The sequence below is a fragment of the Roseivirga spongicola genome (assembly GCF_034376045.1).
Taxonomy (GTDB): Bacteria; Bacteroidota; Bacteroidia; order Cytophagales; family Cyclobacteriaceae; genus Roseivirga; species Roseivirga spongicola.
The window spans coordinates 3,111,090-3,127,299 of the sequence record NZ_CP139724.1; the positions used below are offsets into that span (position 1 = coordinate 3,111,090).

At 41.2% G+C, this 16,210-nt stretch carries 14 protein-coding genes; 5 read left to right on the forward strand and 9 right to left on the reverse strand.

Translation table 11 applies throughout. From position 1 onward, the window contains the following. Positions 1-238: 238 nt before the first annotated feature. The 3 genes from T7867_RS13990 to T7867_RS14000 all read right to left on the reverse strand — a co-directional run bounded on the left by T7867_RS13990 (position 239) and on the right by T7867_RS14000 (position 5,027). Positions 239-1,375, reverse strand: a complete 1,137-nt coding sequence (locus T7867_RS13990; protein WP_322299455.1) for a hypothetical protein — start codon at positions 1,373-1,375, stop codon at positions 239-241. A gap of 628 nt (positions 1,376-2,003) precedes the next feature. Continuing rightward, the gene (locus T7867_RS13995) at positions 2,004-3,059 is read right to left on the reverse strand and encodes an NAD(P)/FAD-dependent oxidoreductase (RefSeq protein ID WP_322299456.1); all 1,056 of its coding nucleotides are present in this window, start codon (positions 3,057-3,059) and stop codon (positions 2,004-2,006) included. 6 nt (positions 3,060-3,065) lie between these two features. After that, positions 3,066-5,027, reverse strand: a complete 1,962-nt coding sequence (locus T7867_RS14000; protein ID WP_322299457.1) for a LodA/GoxA family CTQ-dependent oxidase — start codon at positions 5,025-5,027, stop codon at positions 3,066-3,068. 459 nt (positions 5,028-5,486) lie between these two features. On the opposite strand from T7867_RS14000, the gene T7867_RS14005 reads away from it, so the two are divergent. From T7867_RS14005 to T7867_RS14015, 3 genes are read left to right on the forward strand one after another with little or no spacing between them, the layout of a single operon-like run. After that, on the forward strand, positions 5,487-6,125 hold the full coding sequence (locus tag T7867_RS14005) for a hypothetical protein (protein ID WP_322299458.1): 639 nt from the start codon (positions 5,487-5,489) through the stop codon (positions 6,123-6,125). A 6-nt stretch (positions 6,126-6,131) separates the two neighbouring features. After that, on the forward strand, positions 6,132-7,241 hold the full coding sequence (locus tag T7867_RS14010; RefSeq protein ID WP_322299459.1) for a helix-turn-helix domain-containing protein: 1,110 nt from the start codon (positions 6,132-6,134) through the stop codon (positions 7,239-7,241). A gap of 11 nt (positions 7,242-7,252) precedes the next feature. Further along, positions 7,253-8,098: a DUF2911 domain-containing protein gene (locus T7867_RS14015; RefSeq protein ID WP_322299460.1), complete on the forward strand. Its 846-nt coding sequence runs from the start codon at positions 7,253-7,255 to the stop codon at positions 8,096-8,098. A gap of 47 nt (positions 8,099-8,145) precedes the next feature. On the opposite strand, the gene T7867_RS14020 is transcribed toward T7867_RS14015, so the two are convergent. Next, positions 8,146-8,568, reverse strand: coding sequence for an SRPBCC family protein (locus T7867_RS14020; RefSeq protein ID WP_322299461.1), 423 nt, complete (start codon positions 8,566-8,568; stop codon positions 8,146-8,148). Between the two features lie 199 nt (positions 8,569-8,767). On the opposite strand from T7867_RS14020, the gene T7867_RS14025 reads away from it, so the two are divergent. Beyond that, positions 8,768-10,033: a DUF2130 domain-containing protein gene (locus T7867_RS14025; RefSeq protein WP_322299462.1), complete on the forward strand. Its 1,266-nt coding sequence runs from the start codon at positions 8,768-8,770 to the stop codon at positions 10,031-10,033. Positions 10,034-10,170: 137 nt separating this feature from the next. On the opposite strand, the gene T7867_RS14030 is transcribed toward T7867_RS14025, so the two are convergent. Beyond that, entirely contained in the window at positions 10,171-11,073 is a 903-nt protein-coding gene (locus T7867_RS14030; RefSeq protein ID WP_068223180.1) for a YihY/virulence factor BrkB family protein, read from the reverse strand. Positions 11,074-11,323: 250 nt separating this feature from the next. Between T7867_RS14030 and T7867_RS14035 the strand changes: the two genes are divergently transcribed. Further along, positions 11,324-11,914 (forward strand): superoxide dismutase family protein, encoded by a 591-nt coding sequence (locus T7867_RS14035; protein WP_322299463.1) that lies wholly within the window; start codon positions 11,324-11,326, stop codon positions 11,912-11,914. A 363-nt stretch (positions 11,915-12,277) separates the two neighbouring features. On the opposite strand, the gene T7867_RS14040 is transcribed toward T7867_RS14035, so the two are convergent. From T7867_RS14040 to T7867_RS14055, 4 genes are all read right to left on the reverse strand, one after another. Continuing rightward, positions 12,278-13,195: a GTP-binding protein gene (locus T7867_RS14040; protein ID WP_322299464.1), complete on the reverse strand. Its 918-nt coding sequence runs from the start codon at positions 13,193-13,195 to the stop codon at positions 12,278-12,280. Between the two features lie 650 nt (positions 13,196-13,845). Continuing rightward, positions 13,846-14,319: a DUF6265 family protein gene (locus T7867_RS14045; RefSeq protein WP_322299465.1), complete on the reverse strand. Its 474-nt coding sequence runs from the start codon at positions 14,317-14,319 to the stop codon at positions 13,846-13,848. A gap of 32 nt (positions 14,320-14,351) precedes the next feature. Then, positions 14,352-15,380 carry a polysaccharide deacetylase family protein gene (locus T7867_RS14050; RefSeq protein WP_322299466.1) on the reverse strand — a complete coding sequence of 343 codons (1,029 nt, stop codon included), beginning with the start codon at positions 15,378-15,380 and terminating at the stop codon, positions 14,352-14,354. Next, on the reverse strand, positions 15,364-16,200 hold the full coding sequence (locus T7867_RS14055) for a glucosaminidase domain-containing protein (RefSeq protein ID WP_157717680.1): 837 nt from the start codon (positions 16,198-16,200) through the stop codon (positions 15,364-15,366). Before T7867_RS14055 ends, T7867_RS14050 begins: the two co-directional genes overlap by 17 nt. Positions 16,201-16,210 lie beyond the last annotated feature (10 nt).

Below are 16,210 nucleotides of genomic sequence, written 5' to 3' on the forward strand. Positions count from 1 at the left end.
GAATAATTATTTCTGTATGTCATTCACATAAAAATGGGGGTGAATATTGAAAGGGATAGGCTCATTGGTCAGACCACTCGAAGTGGTCAGACCAATAGGGGAAAGCTGCTCAGCCGCCACAATCCGGTGTGTCACAGATTGATCGCTCATGCTTCCGGTTTAGCATCTGGAATCCGTCATGGTGAGGACGCAACGACTGGCGATATGAGATGAACTCTACTTTGAATTAAATTAGGCTTTATTCAAGCTTGTATTTGTAGAAGGTCCTTAGTGTTTTATCACCATCCTCTCGCAAAGAAATACCTCCGACATATAAGTAATCATTAATAAAGGTGAAATACTTAGCGGTCGGAAGCTTGTATAGCCTCTTTGTCTTAGTTTCAAGGTCATATTCGAGTAGGGTCATTTTTCGCTTATTGTTTTGCAGAAGCTCATAAGCTTCAAGAGACTTGTCATCTTCATCAATATGACTAATAATCCTGTAGAGACGTTTTCCGTGGTAAATAACTGTTTCGAAATCAGTTTCTTTAACCTTGAATTCTAGGCTCTCCGCGCGATCTGGATAACGATCGAACAATTTGGCCTTACCAAATTTGTCTGAGCTTAGATACAAGCTAGACGTTGTGCTAGTTGCTGGATTCCAGAAGTAAACAGAGTCTGAAAATCGATAATTAATAACTAATGATTCTTGATTGATTGCCGCTATTATTGGAGACAGACGATCTACTGTAATGGATTTATTTTTTGTGTAACTAGGATAAGGAATAGAGTCAATGAATTGATTACTGCTAAAGTCAAAAGATCTTATAGGAGTTGATTTCGTAAAGATTTGAGGGTCGTCAAACCTAATAAATTGTGCAGTTGGTAAGAATATTCTCTTATTCAAGAAAACTGCGCTAGAATAATAGCCACTTACATTATGCTTTGAATTATCGGGCGCGTTATAATTGACTTTTTGTAGCAGCTCACCTGAGCTATTATACAAGTAGAAATGTGGAGCTGTGGCAGGGAATACGAAAAGAGAATCAGGATTTTTGAAATAAACGGAAGCGTCAGATGAATTATATCCGCCCGGACCTTGCTGAGGAATTACTATTGGTTCTAAATACTTGCCTGAAAGAAAATCAACCTGATGAATAACCAGGCTGTTATTACTGCCTAAGCCATACTCTACGAGAATCTGTTGATCTTCACGATTGTAAGTGCTCCAAGACGTAAACTGTAAAAATTCCTCTGGTAGTTCTATTTCTAAACTATCTACAGGTTCAAAGGCTAGGATATCATCATCAGAAGAGCCGTTTTTATTACTGCAACCAAAAATGATTAAAGCAATGATTGGAATTAGACAGTCCTTGAGGTTAAAGTTAATGTGCATGTTATCTGATTTTCTTTGACCAAGTTCAATCTACACACAAATGTTTTATTGAACCAAGTGACTAACACACTAAAGGGTAAAGGGCATGCCGCCACAATCGGTGTCCACATCGATTGATCATTCATGTTGTGGGTTTAGCGGCTTGAATTCGTCAAAGTGAGGACACAATGACTGGCGGGGTGCTGAATTCTTCAAATTGTGGTACCAGACCTTGGGGATTCCCGCTCCCGATGGTTCGGGACGAGGAAATGACGTGTTATAGTTGCAGTCTTCCTAGCCACAATCGGTGTCTTCATCGATTGATCCCCTATACTGTTGGGTCAGCGTCTTGAATTAATCGTGGTGGGGAATCAAGTTTTATCTGATGCAACTTGATGACTTACTTTTCTTTTGATCCTCCAAAAGAAAAGTAACAAAAGGAAACGCGACCAACATCAAAACCATCGAGGTTGCTGTGTTTACTTTTAAGTGCTTTATCAGTCGATGGTCACGTCCCGAAGGTTGTCGGGATTGGATCTCCGTCCTCCTTGAGTGAATAAGGACTAGTCAATGGCTTTATGTTGGGGTAGAGGGATTGTTCTTTGAAGGTTATAAGTCAAGATTAGTACTAGAGTCCGGATCATCAGCTTTAATCTTTAACTACAAAACCCTGTCTATCCTCAGCATATCGCTGAAAAGCCGCCCATAGTACGGATTCGTAAGCATTCAGTGCTTCGGTACTTCCTTTGAAGTGGGAAAGTATAGCGTTGGCAGCATCTCTAGCAGTGGCCATAGCCATGGTTATACCGTGGGCTGAAATGGGATCGTAGGTGAGAGCGGCATCGCCAATGGCTATCCAGCCAGGACCATATAGTGCTTCCAAAATACTACTGTGAGCCGCTACAGTATGACAGTCGGCTATTAATTCGCCTTGAGCTTGGGCAATTCTTTTGGTGGTTTGTGGGCTCTGTTCTAGGAGTTTTTGCCATTCCTTTGCCGTAGGCTGAGCGGGGAGCTTTATGCGCTCGGGTGGATAAAAATATGTCGTCACCATTCTGTTGCCAGGTATAGGAGCCGCGTACCACCAGCCAGCGCCTTCGGTTTCCACTAGGGTTCTGCTGTCTTCAAAATCTTCTGCTATGTTGAGAAAAGCCACTAGGGCAAGCTGTTCAGCCTCATATAGTCGGTCAATACCCATTTGTCTAGCTAGCCAGCTATTTCTGCCAGTAGCATCTATCATAAAATCGGCCTTAGTGCTATGGCTACCTTGCGGATTGTTCAATTCAACCTTCCATTGCTCATTTTCAAAGCGTATAGATGTTATGCGTGTTTCGGTAAGCAACTGTGCACCCAGATCGGTTGCTTTGTTGAGTAGCATTTGGTCGAAGGCCAAACGGTCCAAATGCCAACCATGCCCTAGTGGGTGCTGGAGGAAATCGTGATGCGTTGGCGTTTTACTATGCCAGTAGCTTACATTTCCATAGCATTTGAGATGAGAAGCTTGGCAGAAGCTTTCCCAAACATTGAGTTGTTGAAGTAACTTAGAGGCATCGGGAGAGAGGCTCTCGCCAATTTTAAAAGTGCCAGTACTGCTAGCTTGCGACTGTCTTTCTACCAAGGTTACTTCAAAACCCAACTGTCGTAGAAAAATGGACGCTGCACAACCAGCAGTACCAGCACCTAATACCAGAATTTTCTGGTTCATAGAGGTTTATCTCAGTTTACGAGGGTTAACATCGACCCAATCAGGGCGTTTGGTAGACTCCACTTGAGAAGATTTCAGAAGTCCTCTTTTCTGGTCTTCATCAATGCTTCTACCACTTTCTACCCACACTTCTTTTGGGAATAAATCAGTGTCGCTCTTCAATGGCTTCTTCAGAATGATTCCGATTTTGTACCATTCTTCGGTGAATTTAGTTACTCCTTTCATGCGTTCGCTAATGGAGTTTCCACCAATAAACTGACCGTCTTCTGTGAAGATATAACCACGCAACCACTTGCGTCTGCTCGAAGGGCTGAAAGCCTTGATCTTCTTCTCTTTTGGAGTTTTCGGATTCTGAATGGTTTCATAATCCTTTTCGGTGAGCACATCGTTCGGAACTCTTGCTGGCCAAAACGTAGGCAGGTATTCACCAGCATACGCCCTGTAGGCAGAAAGACAGCTAGAAGTATCCGATTGCCACGGTACGGCCATCCATCGGGTGATGTCTCCAGGAGAACTTCCATCTAGTGGGCCACCTTCTCCCAAAGCAATTGAAGAGTCAAGTGCTACACCAAAATCATCTTTTACGTTCTTTCTCCTTTTGATTCGCCAAGGGTCTTTGTCATCGAATATTATAGCATTACGCATTGGCCAAGTGAACTCGCAACCCGGGTGAAAAGGTCCACCTAGGGTTTCTTCTAAAGCAGCTTCTGTTAGTCCGTTCGCTTGTTCTACGGGCGACATATCGTCCCATTTTTTAGGCTGAATTGGTTGGTCTTCATCGAAGTCTCCCAAAGCCCAATTTTTCAGGTGTAAGTACTGAAGTTCAGTAACCGCATACCAGTTTCTTGGGTCGGTAGAGTTCATGTTGAAAGTAACGGCATCGCCATACAGTGGAGGCCATGCTTCAGCTTGCATTTCGGTGTAAGTTGGGTCTCTGAAACACTCCAAAATAGTTTGGCGGAATGGTCGGTTTTTCTCGCTTTTGTCATTCAGTTTTTCGAGTAATGCCTCATTGTCGAACTCGTAGGCACTTCCCCAGCCAAACTCTCTGCTTACTCCAGCATTTACCCATTGATTTTGGGTGAGGTGTTGAAGGGTAGGGTAAACGTTTTTATAGAAGCTTGTTTTGTTCGGTTTGTGTGTTCCATTTCTGTACTGAACATCTTGCAATAGCTCGTAGCCCGTGGTAAACGCTTGAACGCCTACAGCGTAGTTAGGTGGAGCTACAACCACCCAAGCTCCAGCGGCCTCCATTGTTACCTTATTTTTTCCTTCGCCCCAGCTTACAGACGCATCTACTGGTCCGTCAGAAGTATCATCGTGCCAGCCTTCATTATTGGCGAATGTAGTTAAGGGTTTATCTTCAAAGCTTGCAGAATGGCCTCTTCCACCTAGAAAAAGAAGTCTACCTTCTTCATCGGTTCTTACCTCGCCAAGGTAAACATCTGTCTGTTTCTTACCGATTTGTCCCTCGAAAATATATCCTTTTCCCGTGCCTTTCTGATTAGTGTTTTTTCCGCTGATTCTTCTGGCAGTAGCCTCAATCATTAGCTCTTTTCTTGAGCCATCATAGTAAAGGTTTCGTTTCTGACAAAGGGTGGGTAACCCTCTTGGGTTTTGAGCATTTCCGTTAACGTCATAGTAGCCTTCCGCAGCAGGAATATCCAATGCAATATCGAACTGATACCAAGCCGCTTTTTTATTGGCCACATCAACCTTCCAGTCAATTGCTACGCCATGACTCTCGTTGAGTTCGCCTAGAACATTTCCTTTGTCATCTAGACCGAAAACGCGGAACTGTGCGGCCTGCCTTTTAATTCGGCCTTGAGCATCTCGGAAATCGTCAGAGTCTTGAGCTGTTACCCCAGGAATTGTAGGGCCAATGAAGTATTCGTTCGGGCTGTTGCCTACACGCGCTATACCAATACTAGGATATATAGCCACGCTTTTGACTTTGTTTAAGTCCATTATGTGTGTGTTTTAAAGTGGATAATTTATTGAGATGAAAGATAGTGAATTTTCTATGGGTATGGAATTTATGAATGTGGCTAAAGAGTACTTGAATTTGGAAGTTTTTTAATTCTTGCCTACAGAGATTCCTTCTCTTCCGAGGCATCGGGAGGGAGGGATATAAGGATAGGGCTTTAATCCTAGTCTTAGTGTCTCGCTAAGACTTATAGGTTGGGCGTGGGTCTCAGCGAGACGCTAAGACCAGAGGGAAGCTCTATCTTTCAAAAACTTACCCACAATTTCAGTCCGTTTTTGGTACCGATACGGAATGCGTACCTCTCTAGGCCCTTTTTGCTTCTGCCGAATGGGAGTGACAAATAAATTGGCAGCATGAAAAATTTAAAGAAAAACAGGGCAATCAGAATAGTATGCCTTTTAAGTTGGCTATTCACTCTGTGTTTGCAAAGTAGCTTAACAATGGCTCAGTCAGATTCAGTAGTTTATAGGTTTAAGGAAGGAGAAGTTCTTGATCTTCTTTTCCTCACACAAAAGCCTGGGACAAAAGAGCTATTTAATGACTATATGAAAACGGCTGTTCCTGTAGGAGAAGCCTTAAGTTATAAGCCAGTTGCTTCGTTTAGAGTAAATGAAAACTTACAAGGAAATTATCAGCCAGAACTCTTAATTCTAGCTAAATGGGACGACATCGATAAAAGAGAGGCTTTCTTGAACGATATTGAAGGAGAGGTGGCAGACTTTCATCAGAGAAGACGCAACATTTGGTCGTCTTTTGGGCTCACTTACTACGAAATGTCAGCCGATGTCAACTTCGTTGTGCACAAAGAAAAATTCAAGGTGCTTACTGCTTATTGGTCTGAAAAAGCCAAGCCTTTTAAACAGTTCAAAGAACAGTGGTTGCAACAAGCAGAAAGTTCTGGTGGAACAGTGAGTTTATTAATGGAGGAAGGAATATCTCCGTTGGGTTATTTTTATCAGCCCGATCTATTTATAATTACAGAATGGGACAGCCAAGAATCATTTGAACGCTTTCACCGCCTCAACTTAAAAATGAATCATGAAGGAGTGAAGCACGTCAATCAGATGGCTATCAACTAATAAACCATGCAGGTATTCCTCAACCAACTTGTTTATTTCGGCTTTCTTCAGAGTCTATTTCTGTTGTTTGTTTACTTAGTTTCTCCGAAAAACAGAGAAAATGTAAACGGATACATCGTCTTTTTCATAATCATTCTCACCGTAGGTTTAAGCAGTAGGGTAGCTTATCTCTCTGGTATTGTGGAAAACAATTATAGATGGGTGGTTTTCTCTGAGTTTGCTACGCTAATGTTCGGCCCAACGGTCTATCTTTTTACTAAGTCTTCACTGTATGGAGAGCGATTTAAAGTTCAGTACCTATATCATTACTTACCTGCGGTAGTGTACAATGCCTTCGTAGTGATGTTTTTCATTTGGCCATCTGACGATGAGCTGCAAGCAAGAACAGACTCTGGTGAGCAATTAAGGAATGTGATGCTTTTTGTGGGAGTGGGTTTAGTCTACAATGTTACCTACTGGTATCGGTCGGTACGGCTTTTTCGAAAGTTTAAAACAAAGCTTGAGTCTGAGATTAGCTATGTAGTGCAATCGCGCTTTTTTAATAACTTTTTAATAGCTGTTGGTGGTTGTCTACTTTGTTGGTTTACCATGTATTTGCTAAGCCTAGCGGGCATACAGTTGCTCAATAAATTGGCCTGGCAAACGGTTTGGATGAGCCTAGCACTGATCATTTTGTTTATAGCCTTCTACGTGTTGAGATCGCCCGAATTGTTCAAAATAGCAGAGTTAAGCAAGGTCAAAAAATACTCGAATTCTAGACTTTCGCATTCCGATTTAGAACAGCTAGAGCTAAGGTTGAAGGAGCTAATGGTAGAAAAGAAGCCTTACCTCAATGCAAAGCTACTTAAAGCTGAATTAGCCGAAATGTTGGAGGTCAGTAGCCCTGAGGTAGCTAGGTTACTCAACGAGCGTATCGGGATGAATTTTTTCGAATATGTGAACTACTATAGAGTGAAAGAATTTGTAGAATTAGCTAAATCAGAGAAGTATAAAAACCTGACAATGTTTGGTTTAGCTCAAGAAGCAGGATTCAACTCAAAAACCACATTCAATAAGTCTTTTAAAAGTCTTATGGGGAAATCTCCCTCAGAATACTTCAAAAATCAAACTTCTTAATTAACACAATTATGTTTAGAAAATTATTGATGGTGCTACCATTCTTGGCGGCACTTTGCGGAACCTCTATGGCTCAACTCAGGGTACCAAACGTTAGTCCTTATGCTGCTGTAAAACAGTCTATCGGTATGAGTACCATTGAGATAAATTATTTTAGGCCCAGTGCCAGAGGTAGAAAGGTATTTGGTGAAGGTGGTATTGTACCTTTTGGTGAAGCTTGGAGAGCAGGTGCCAACTCTGCCACAAAAATCATTTTATCAGATGATTTCAATGTTAGGAACGAGGTTTTGGCTAAGGGAGAATATGCCCTTTTAGCAATTCCATTATCGGACCGATGTGAGCTGCAATTCTATCCTTATGACAGTCAAAACTGGTTGAGTTATGGGCCTAAATCTCCAGTTTTAACAGTGCTAGCCGATGTAAATGAGACTGCGGGCTTCAAAGAAACCTTCAGTATTTCCTTGGAGAATGTGATGCTTAATACTGCAAATCTAGTTTTGCATTGGGGCAATTTACAAGCTACTCTACCAATGGAAGTGGAGATAGATACTCGTGTGATGAGCCAGATTGAGCGTGTAATGAAAGGGCCTAGTAACAACGATTATTTTCAGGCTGCGCTTTTTATGCATGAAAGAGGAATAGACCTAAAAAAGGCACTAGAGTATATTCAGAAGGTCACAAACAATAAGGATGCGCTTTTCTTTCAAGTACATAGAGAGGCTTTAATTTTATCCGATTTAGGAAAAGCAGAGGAAGCCATTGTTGCAGCCCAAAGGTCGATGAAGTTATCTGACGAGGCAGGAAATCAAGACTTTGTCAGACTCAATCAACGTCTAATTGAAAAGCTTAAAAACTAGATAGAAAAGGCCATGCACTTTTAGGTGTGGCTTTTCTTTTTACTCTATCAAGGTTTTATGCTTTCTGTGTGCTTTTTGTAGTTGTTTAGTATGGCTTGCCAGCCGCCTTTTTGCATTTCAATTGGGTTTTCTGTTTCGGCATCAAAGGTGGTAGTCACTAAAATGAAATTTCCTTCTTCTTTAAAAATAGTTTCTACAGTTCGGCCGTCTTCCAAATGGTAAACCAATCTTCTCTTTTCTTCAACTACATCATAAATACCCTCAAAGTCGAATCCAAAACTACCGTCTTTGGCTTCCATTCTAGACTTTAATTTACCACCTGTTTGAAGGTCATTTTCAGCAGATGGGCAATGCCAACTGTCATCTGCAAAGTTCCATTGTGTGATGTGTTTCGGCCGAGTGTAGCTATCCCATGCAGTTTGAAGGTCTGAGCTAATAGTTGCTTCGATAGTGATTTTCTGGAAAGTCATGTTATTGAGTTTTCAAGGATGAATATATATGTTTTTGTGGTTTATTATTCTAGAGACCGGACACTACCTTATAAGCTTAGGTGGGCTTGAATAGATGCTTTCCTAGGTTTGGAGTCCACTGAGGATATTATTCTAGGAAGTGATAAGGAAATGTGTCGTAGAGAGGATTTTTCTTCGCCATTGAATAAATTTGTTCAGCATGTCAAACAACAATCAAATCAATTGCCCGAATTGTGGCACCGCAATAGATGTACAGGATATCCTCTCGCATCAGCTAGAGGAGGAGATTAAGCAGAAATATCAGGCTGAATTAAACACGGCTCAGCAGAAATTTAAGGCCGAACAGGAAATGTTAGCCAAAGCCCAAGCCGACTTTGAAGAAAAGAAGAAGCGTGAAAACGAGCTTTTTCAAGATAGGTTGGAAAAGCAAATGGCTCAAGAGAAAAAGCTTTTAGAAGATAAGCTAAAGTCTAAATTGGCCACAGAGCAAGCCGAACAATTTGAGGCATTGCAGAAGGAGTTGAACGAAAAGTCTGAGCAGGTTAAAGAACTCAACAGATCTAAGGTTGAGATTGAAAGGCTTAAGCGCGAAAAAGAAGAGGCTTCTGAACAGGCTGAATTGAAGGCTCAAAAGCTACTGAATGAAATGCTTATTCAGGAGCGTGAGAAGATCAGTAAATCTGAGGCCGAAAAGAACGAGCTTCGAATGAAGGAGCTAGAAAAAAAGCTAGAAGACCAGAAGAAGCTCACGGAAGAAATGCAGCGAAAGCAGGCTCAGGGCTCTATGCAATTGCAAGGAGAGGTACAAGAGTTGGCCATTGAAGAGTGGCTTTCAACCCAGTTCCCTTTAGATACTATAGAGGAAATCAAAAAGGGCGTTCGTGGTGCCGACTGTATTCAGGTGGTGAATACCAGAACGGTCCAGAACTGCGGAAAAATCTATTATGAGAGTAAGCGGACTAAAGACTTTCAACCTGGATGGATAGAGAAGTTCAAAGCAGATATGCGCGATAAGGAGGCGGATGTCGGGGTGCTTGTTACCGAAGCCATGCCATCCGATATGGACCGTATGGGCTTGAGAGATGGAGTCTGGGTTTGCTCTTTTGGCGAGTTCAAAGGCTTGTGTGCGGTGTTGAGAGAATCGGTAATTCAACTCAGTAAAGTGGCCATTTCTCAGGAAGGTAAAGGCGACAAAATGCACATGTTGTACGACTTCCTGACAAGTAACACTTTCCGCATGCAGGTAGAAGCCATTGTGGAAGGATTCTCACAGATGAAGTCTGACTTAGAGCGAGAGAAGAACTCTATGCAGCGTATTTGGAAACAGCGCGAGAAGCAAATCGACAAGGTGGTTACCAATACCATAGATATGTATGGATCTATCAAAGGAATTGCGGGTAATGCTGTGCAGAGTGTCAAGGCTTTGGAGCTAGATGCCGGTTTGCCTGAAGAAGGGGAGGATTGATATATCCAATTTTAGATTTACGATGTTGGATGCGTTTTTAATGAATATCGTAAATCTAAAATCGAAGATTGGTTATTACAGGCTGATGAGTTTATCTGGATTTGAAGTAATTCAGATAAGTTTCCGAGATAAGCTCACTACTCATCCTTTAGCTCAACATATTTAATCCGCTTGGCATAACGAGTCGAGCGGATATAAACATCACTCACCTTCGCCATTGCCTTAATCAGTTCACCCCCAAAGAATAAAATTACTGAGGAGTAATACACCCAGAGCATCAGTATGATTACTCCAGAAGAGGCACCACCAAGTTTGCTAAAATTACTGTTTCCTATATACCAGCCAATACCGAATTTACCTACAAGTAGTAACAGAGCAGTAATGAGGCTTCCTTTAAAAATGAATCTCTTAGGAATGACTACATCAGGTAAAAACCTGATGAGTGAGTAAATAACCCCATAAATAAGCAATAGAATAAGTCCATATTGTGCAACCATGGCCATAGCTACAGACAGTTCATCGAAAGTATTGCTCAGAAAGTCTACAAAGGTGACCACTATTGAGTCTACGATCAACGAGATGATCATAATGAACCCGAGACTCAGTACCATGCCTAATGAAATAAGCCTATCGATTACTAACTTCTTAAAACTTTTACCTTCTATAGCTTTTACCTTAAATATCTCATTGAAAGACGTTTGCACCTGAATAAAAATATTGGTAGCAGAATAGAGTAAAATTCCAGCACCAGCTATTAGAGAAAAGGTATTCTGATCTTCTCGATGCAACGTGTCCATTAAAGTTCTTACCCCACTCGCACCTTGCGTTCCTATTAAGTTTTCAAACTGTGTGGTTACCTGGTCTCTCACTACGGCATCATCGGCAAATATTCCTGCTATGTAAATGGCTAGTAGAATGAGAGGAGCAATAGAGAACAAGGTATAAAAAGAAAGCGCTGCGCTGAATCTAAAGCAGTGGTCGGCTAAAAATGACGGAACAGCAGTCTTCAGTACCTTCCAAGCATATATAATGTGTTTCATGGCGTTCGGGTGCTATAGTGTGCCTTTATACTCACAAATATCAAGCGCGTTTTGACCATTATTGTTTTTGACCATTCAACGCTAGTTTCTGAAGTAATGCTCGACTATGCTCTACAATTTTGACAAGCCTATTTTCAAAATGACAAAGTTTTGAATTGTCCAATCTTCGTTTTTCGGCTTTAAAAGCTGTCTTTCATTTCTTGGCATAGGTTTTTCAATATGGTTGGCAACCAAATTTGAATTGATCGCCATGAAAATATTAACCAAAAACTTAACACTTGCACTAGGAATAGGGATGGCCATCTTCGCTTGTTCTGAAACAAAGGATAAAACAGAAGAAGTCGACCAGTTAGAAATGGAGCAAACGCAACCAAAAGCTAATATGGAAGACAAAACCATAACCACTCAGATAATGAGTAAAAGTGGAAGCGATTTGGCTGGCATGGTGACGTTTAAAGAGGTGGCCGATGGTTCGCTAGATGTGACAGTGGCTTTAAGAGGAATTGCCCCTGGAGAGCATGCTGTTCACCTGCATGAAACAGGAGATTGTTCTGCCCCTGATGGTAAGTCTGCAGGAGGACATTGGAATCCTCTAGGTGTAGAGCATGGACATCGATTAGAAGATGAGGAATTTCACAAAGGAGATATTGGCAACATTACAATTGGCGAAGACAGCACAGGAACTTTTAATATGCAGGTAGAAGGTTGGTCTATAGGAGGCGATTCTACTACTAATATTCTGAACAAAGCAGTAATTGTTCATGCTGGACCAGATGATTTCACTTCTCAGCCTTCGGGAGCCGCAGGCCCAAGAATTGGATGCGGGGTGATTGAAAAATAAAATTAGACATCAACGAGATTTACTTTTCAAGTAAGTCCTATACATAGATTCATTGACCTAGACCATTTCGATAGACGATCGGAGTGGTCTTTTTTTATGATTCATTTTGTTAGACTTGACACCTTTGTAAGCCATAAGAAGGGGAAGTAAATATATTTGGCAGAGCTCTCTGTCCTGACGCTTCGGGGCAAAGAAGAGTGATCAAATTACGGCCATTGTCTAATAATTCATAACAAGCTTACCAGTTTTCATTAATGACAAATACCTAATTTACCAATGACCAATCATGCTATTTCCACTACTTCTATAAAAGTTCGTAGGCGTGCAGAGTGCGAAAGCAATTAAGACCTAAAGAGTAAGGATTTATACAGTTTTGGCGTTGGCTATGTTAATGCTTTCCGTTATAGCTTGCTCTAATACACTTGGATCACTACCAGGACCAACACATAGAAGTTTTGGGCCAGTGGTTGGTTCTCCATAAAAGGCTTTCATTGTAACCTCTCCACTTGGTGTACGCTGGAAATATGTGTAGCTATCATCATCACCAACTTTGGTACAGCCTTTAACACGTAGAATGTTATCGGGCAGTCTTTTGCAGAGCTCATTTATGCAGGAGCTATTCGGCAAATATGGTAAATCTACTGAGCAAGATGACCAATGTGCTTTTAGATGATCTAACTGTTGAGGCTTGTTGGTAGAAGGTGTCAGTTTAGGAAGAATTGTCAGGTTAAATGCTTCCATGCTTGTAACTTCAGCAGAAGAGTTAACCCGTTTGATATCTCTTATTACAAACGATTTTCGTTCTTCAGAAATACCCTCTAAATGGGTTAGAATTACTAGTGAAGAGACCTGTATTTGGTTTAATTCGAGCTCATTGAATTCACCACGATTTTGCCAGTTCTTCGCATCTACTACAGATATCTGAATGGGTGGTTCATATCGATCATTTAGTCCCACACCAAGAAATCCCATCAAAGAACATGCGTCAGAAGTGCCATTAGCCTCAATAAATGTGATGCCATTTTCTCTTTCGGGAATGTCGTTTACAAAATTTCTAAGTTCTCCAATTCCACTACAACAAATACAGCTTCCGCTAAGTGCTCGGAGCGAATTTGCGTCTAATTGCTCTAAAAATTGCTGAACATCTAGATTAGCATTTTCATAGTCATTCAGAATAACAAATGGATTCCATCCTTGCTCAATAGATTTGGTTACCAAGTGCTTTAATAAGGTGGTCTTTCCTGCTCCTAGAAAACCTACTATTGTAATAATCGACTCCATTGACTCAAAATTAGCTCAAATTTTTTCTTGAAGATCGGTAGCCTAGCTTTTAAGTTCGAGCTCTTTGTTCAAAATCAAGACCGATAGATGTTCAGAAGGTGCTTTTTAGTTTGATGTCTAGGAGACCGAGCAGTACCCTGTAAAGGCATATCGCAGCTTTCAAAAGACTTTTTTCTCATCCCGAGGAAGCGAATGATCTGCCCAGCCTGACCACTGACTTCATTTGTAAATGAGTGGTGAATAGTTTTGCGGACAATTCTGAAACTGGCGGTAAATCGGTTGCTAGCAACTGTCGAAGCGAGACGCTTCAACTAGGGAGAGATATACAAAGCTAGTTCTTCGGGCTGATCCTTCAACTTCGTTCAGGATTGGAAAAAGACGAATAGTGAGTTTACCAATTCCCAAGTTTACTAATTCCCGCTGACTTCCTCTACACAAATTGATTTGACGTCTATGATAGAGCGTTCCGGCATCAGCCATCTTTTTCTCATCCCGAGGAAGCGAGGGATCTGCCCAGCCTGACCACTGACTCCATTCGTAAATGAGTGGTGAATAGTTCTGGTGAAGACACCAAAACTGACGGCAAAGTAGTCGCTAACAAAGGTCGAAGCGAGATGCTTTAACCAGGGTAGGCTTGCAATGTGACACTACTAGTCCATTTTCTTAAAAATGAAGCTCGCTTTTTTAACTCCACCATCAGAGATTGTGGCAGTCATTTGGCCATCTCTCAATTCATAGCTAATCATTTTAGGGAAGTCATGCTCAGGGTTTTCGCTGATAAATCCGTACTCTGAAAGTTTAGTAAATTTAAAGTAGATGGGCTCAGTGTTTTCCCGAACATCGGCCACATAGTACAAGGTGCCTTCCCTTTGTTCAATTCTTAGCTTTTCAACAAAAGTAGTGTCTGCGCCTCTCATGCTGAATCCAATTCCCCTTAATGAGCTTTCAGATTCTTTTTCCCAATATTCAAAAGCTTTTGTGCCCACTTTGACATTGGTACGTTCCCACTTGCCAATAAGCCATTCTACATCATTTATGGTCTGAAAGGACGGTTTTAGTGAAGAACTAATAGAAACTATGAAGATAATAGTTAGAAATACGGTTGAGAGTAGTGTCCTTTTCACGTGCAATGTTTTACTCAATTTAGCACTTTTTATTATTCCTTAATAGACGGGATAACCCACAAGTAGCTGAACCAGTGCCACTTGCCTTCGTTATCAGGTGCAGTAATGGTAAAGAGGGTTCTGCGCCTTTTAAGGTCGCGGTCTGGCCTTACATTTAGTTTTACTACACCATCTTTAACCACTTGCATTGACTTTTTGCATTCAGCTCCTTGTATAAAACACTGCATCTGATCTAGCCTGAGGTTAGATTCTTGAAACTCCATATTTAATCTCGGCAGACTTTCGCTTCCCATATAACCACTACTGATGGGTTCATATTTGGTAACCTCAATAGGCAGGGCTTTTAATTTGCCCACAAAGTCTTCTAGCTTGGCATAAGCTTCAGACATAGGAAATCTAGGTAAATTGAATACTGGAATTTCTTTATAGAGAAGTCCCGAATTTTGAGCGGCAGCGCCTAGATAGCCTTCGTTTTTTAAGTGTTCGGCCATCTCAATATTCCACTCACCATAAGGGTAGGCAAAGAGAATTGGTTTTTCACCTAGGTTGGTCTCAAACTGAGCTTCACTGGTTTTAAGGTCTTCTAAAAATTGATTGTGATTTCCGTTCAGAAAGTATGCATGGCTGTGAGAGTGATTGCCAATTTCAATACCTGCTTGCTCAACTTCTTTGATCTGATTCCAATCCATATAATCGCTTCCACCAACGGTCTCTGTATTTACAAAAAGCGTAGCAGTAAATCCGTACTTTTTCAGCAAAGGAATGGCGTTTTTATAGAATGTCTTGTACCCATCATCTACGGTAAGTACAGCTGTTTTTGGAAAGCGGTTGCGTTTTTTTACTCTTTCAATAGCCTCAGAAAGAGTAATTACCTGATAATCGTTATCCTTTAGGTATTTGAGGTGTGCCTCAAACTGCGCCAACTTAATATTAGTGCTAGGGAAACGGTCGTCACCAAAACGGTGATATACAAACGTTGCAATAGAACTGGTTTGAGCTAAAAGGCTGGGAGCTAATAAAAGCGTAAGTGCTAGAAAGAGAAACTTATTTTTTAACCACATAGGCAGGGTCGATCTGATATTTGTCGTACTGCTGAAAGTTATTGTATCTAATCATACCCAAAAGCTGGGCTACGTATTCATCGCCACGCTCTGAGTATCTGTCAAGATAAGGAAGAAGCTCCCGAATATTTTGAGTTTCTGCTCTTTTTCTTCTGAAGTTTGTGTAGGCAGGAACTCTGGCTATGGTTTTGAAGTAATCCATAACAGACTCCGCTATGTTGTCGTATTTTCTCAAATATACCTGATACTCTTCTCTGCTGATACTGGCTGGTATTCGAGGTTCATCTGAATCGAAACTCCAAACCCCGAAAACATTATTAGCTTCCATAAAAAAGCGAGACTTACCCCAGCCAGACTCTACAGCGGCTTGTGCCAAAACTATACTATTTGGGTGAGTAAGAAGCCTACGCTTGAGGGTGGCTAAATCATCGGTTTTGAATTCTTCGGCCCAGTTGGCTACGAGCATACTATCTCCCTGATCTTGAATGCCTTCCTTCATAATTTCTTCAAGTCTCTTCAGGTCCTGATTCAATTGCCATTTTACTATAAGAATGGCCGGGAGCATAACGTTGATAAACTCTTCTTTGGCCTGTTTATAGGGGAGGGCATCTAGAAAATAGACATGGTCATACAATACAGGTTTTACCAAAACACTGTCTATATGCAAAATATCATCTACGTTCTCCACATAGATTTTTTCAGTCTTGAGAACTAATTGAGTGGCTTTATTAATCTCCTCGATTGGCTTAGGCCTGTGAAGAATAAGAATGAAAAGAGCAATACTGAGCAGTACAAGAACAACCTTTCGTTCGTCAGACATAAAGTAAATA

What these genes read in the sequence shown, in the direction of transcription:
- T7867_RS14040 (WP_322299464.1), bottom strand. Translation starts at nt 13,195, where the DNA reads ATGGAGTCGATTATTACAATAGTAGGTTTTCTAGGAGCAGGAAAGACC.
- T7867_RS13990 (WP_322299455.1), bottom strand. Translation starts at nt 1,375, where the DNA reads ATGCACATTAACTTTAACCTCAAGGACTGTCTAATTCCAATCATTGCT.
- T7867_RS14015 (WP_322299460.1), top strand. Translation starts at nt 7,253, where the DNA reads ATGTTTAGAAAATTATTGATGGTGCTACCATTCTTGGCGGCACTTTGC.
- T7867_RS14055 (WP_157717680.1), bottom strand. Translation starts at nt 16,200, where the DNA reads ATGTCTGACGAACGAAAGGTTGTTCTTGTACTGCTCAGTATTGCTCTT.
- T7867_RS14050 (WP_322299466.1), bottom strand. Translation starts at nt 15,380, where the DNA reads ATGTGGTTAAAAAATAAGTTTCTCTTTCTAGCACTTACGCTTTTATTA.
- T7867_RS14010 (WP_322299459.1), top strand. Translation starts at nt 6,132, where the DNA reads ATGCAGGTATTCCTCAACCAACTTGTTTATTTCGGCTTTCTTCAGAGT.
- T7867_RS14020 (WP_322299461.1), bottom strand. Translation starts at nt 8,568, where the DNA reads ATGACTTTCCAGAAAATCACTATCGAAGCAACTATTAGCTCAGACCTT.
- T7867_RS14025 (WP_322299462.1), top strand. Translation starts at nt 8,768, where the DNA reads ATGTCAAACAACAATCAAATCAATTGCCCGAATTGTGGCACCGCAATA.
- T7867_RS14035 (WP_322299463.1), top strand. Translation starts at nt 11,324, where the DNA reads ATGAAAATATTAACCAAAAACTTAACACTTGCACTAGGAATAGGGATG.
- T7867_RS14005 (WP_322299458.1), top strand. Translation starts at nt 5,487, where the DNA reads ATGGCTCAGTCAGATTCAGTAGTTTATAGGTTTAAGGAAGGAGAAGTT.
- T7867_RS14000 (WP_322299457.1), bottom strand. Translation starts at nt 5,027, where the DNA reads ATGGACTTAAACAAAGTCAAAAGCGTGGCTATATATCCTAGTATTGGT.
- T7867_RS13995 (WP_322299456.1), bottom strand. Translation starts at nt 3,059, where the DNA reads ATGAACCAGAAAATTCTGGTATTAGGTGCTGGTACTGCTGGTTGTGCA.
- T7867_RS14030 (WP_068223180.1), bottom strand. Translation starts at nt 11,073, where the DNA reads ATGAAACACATTATATATGCTTGGAAGGTACTGAAGACTGCTGTTCCG.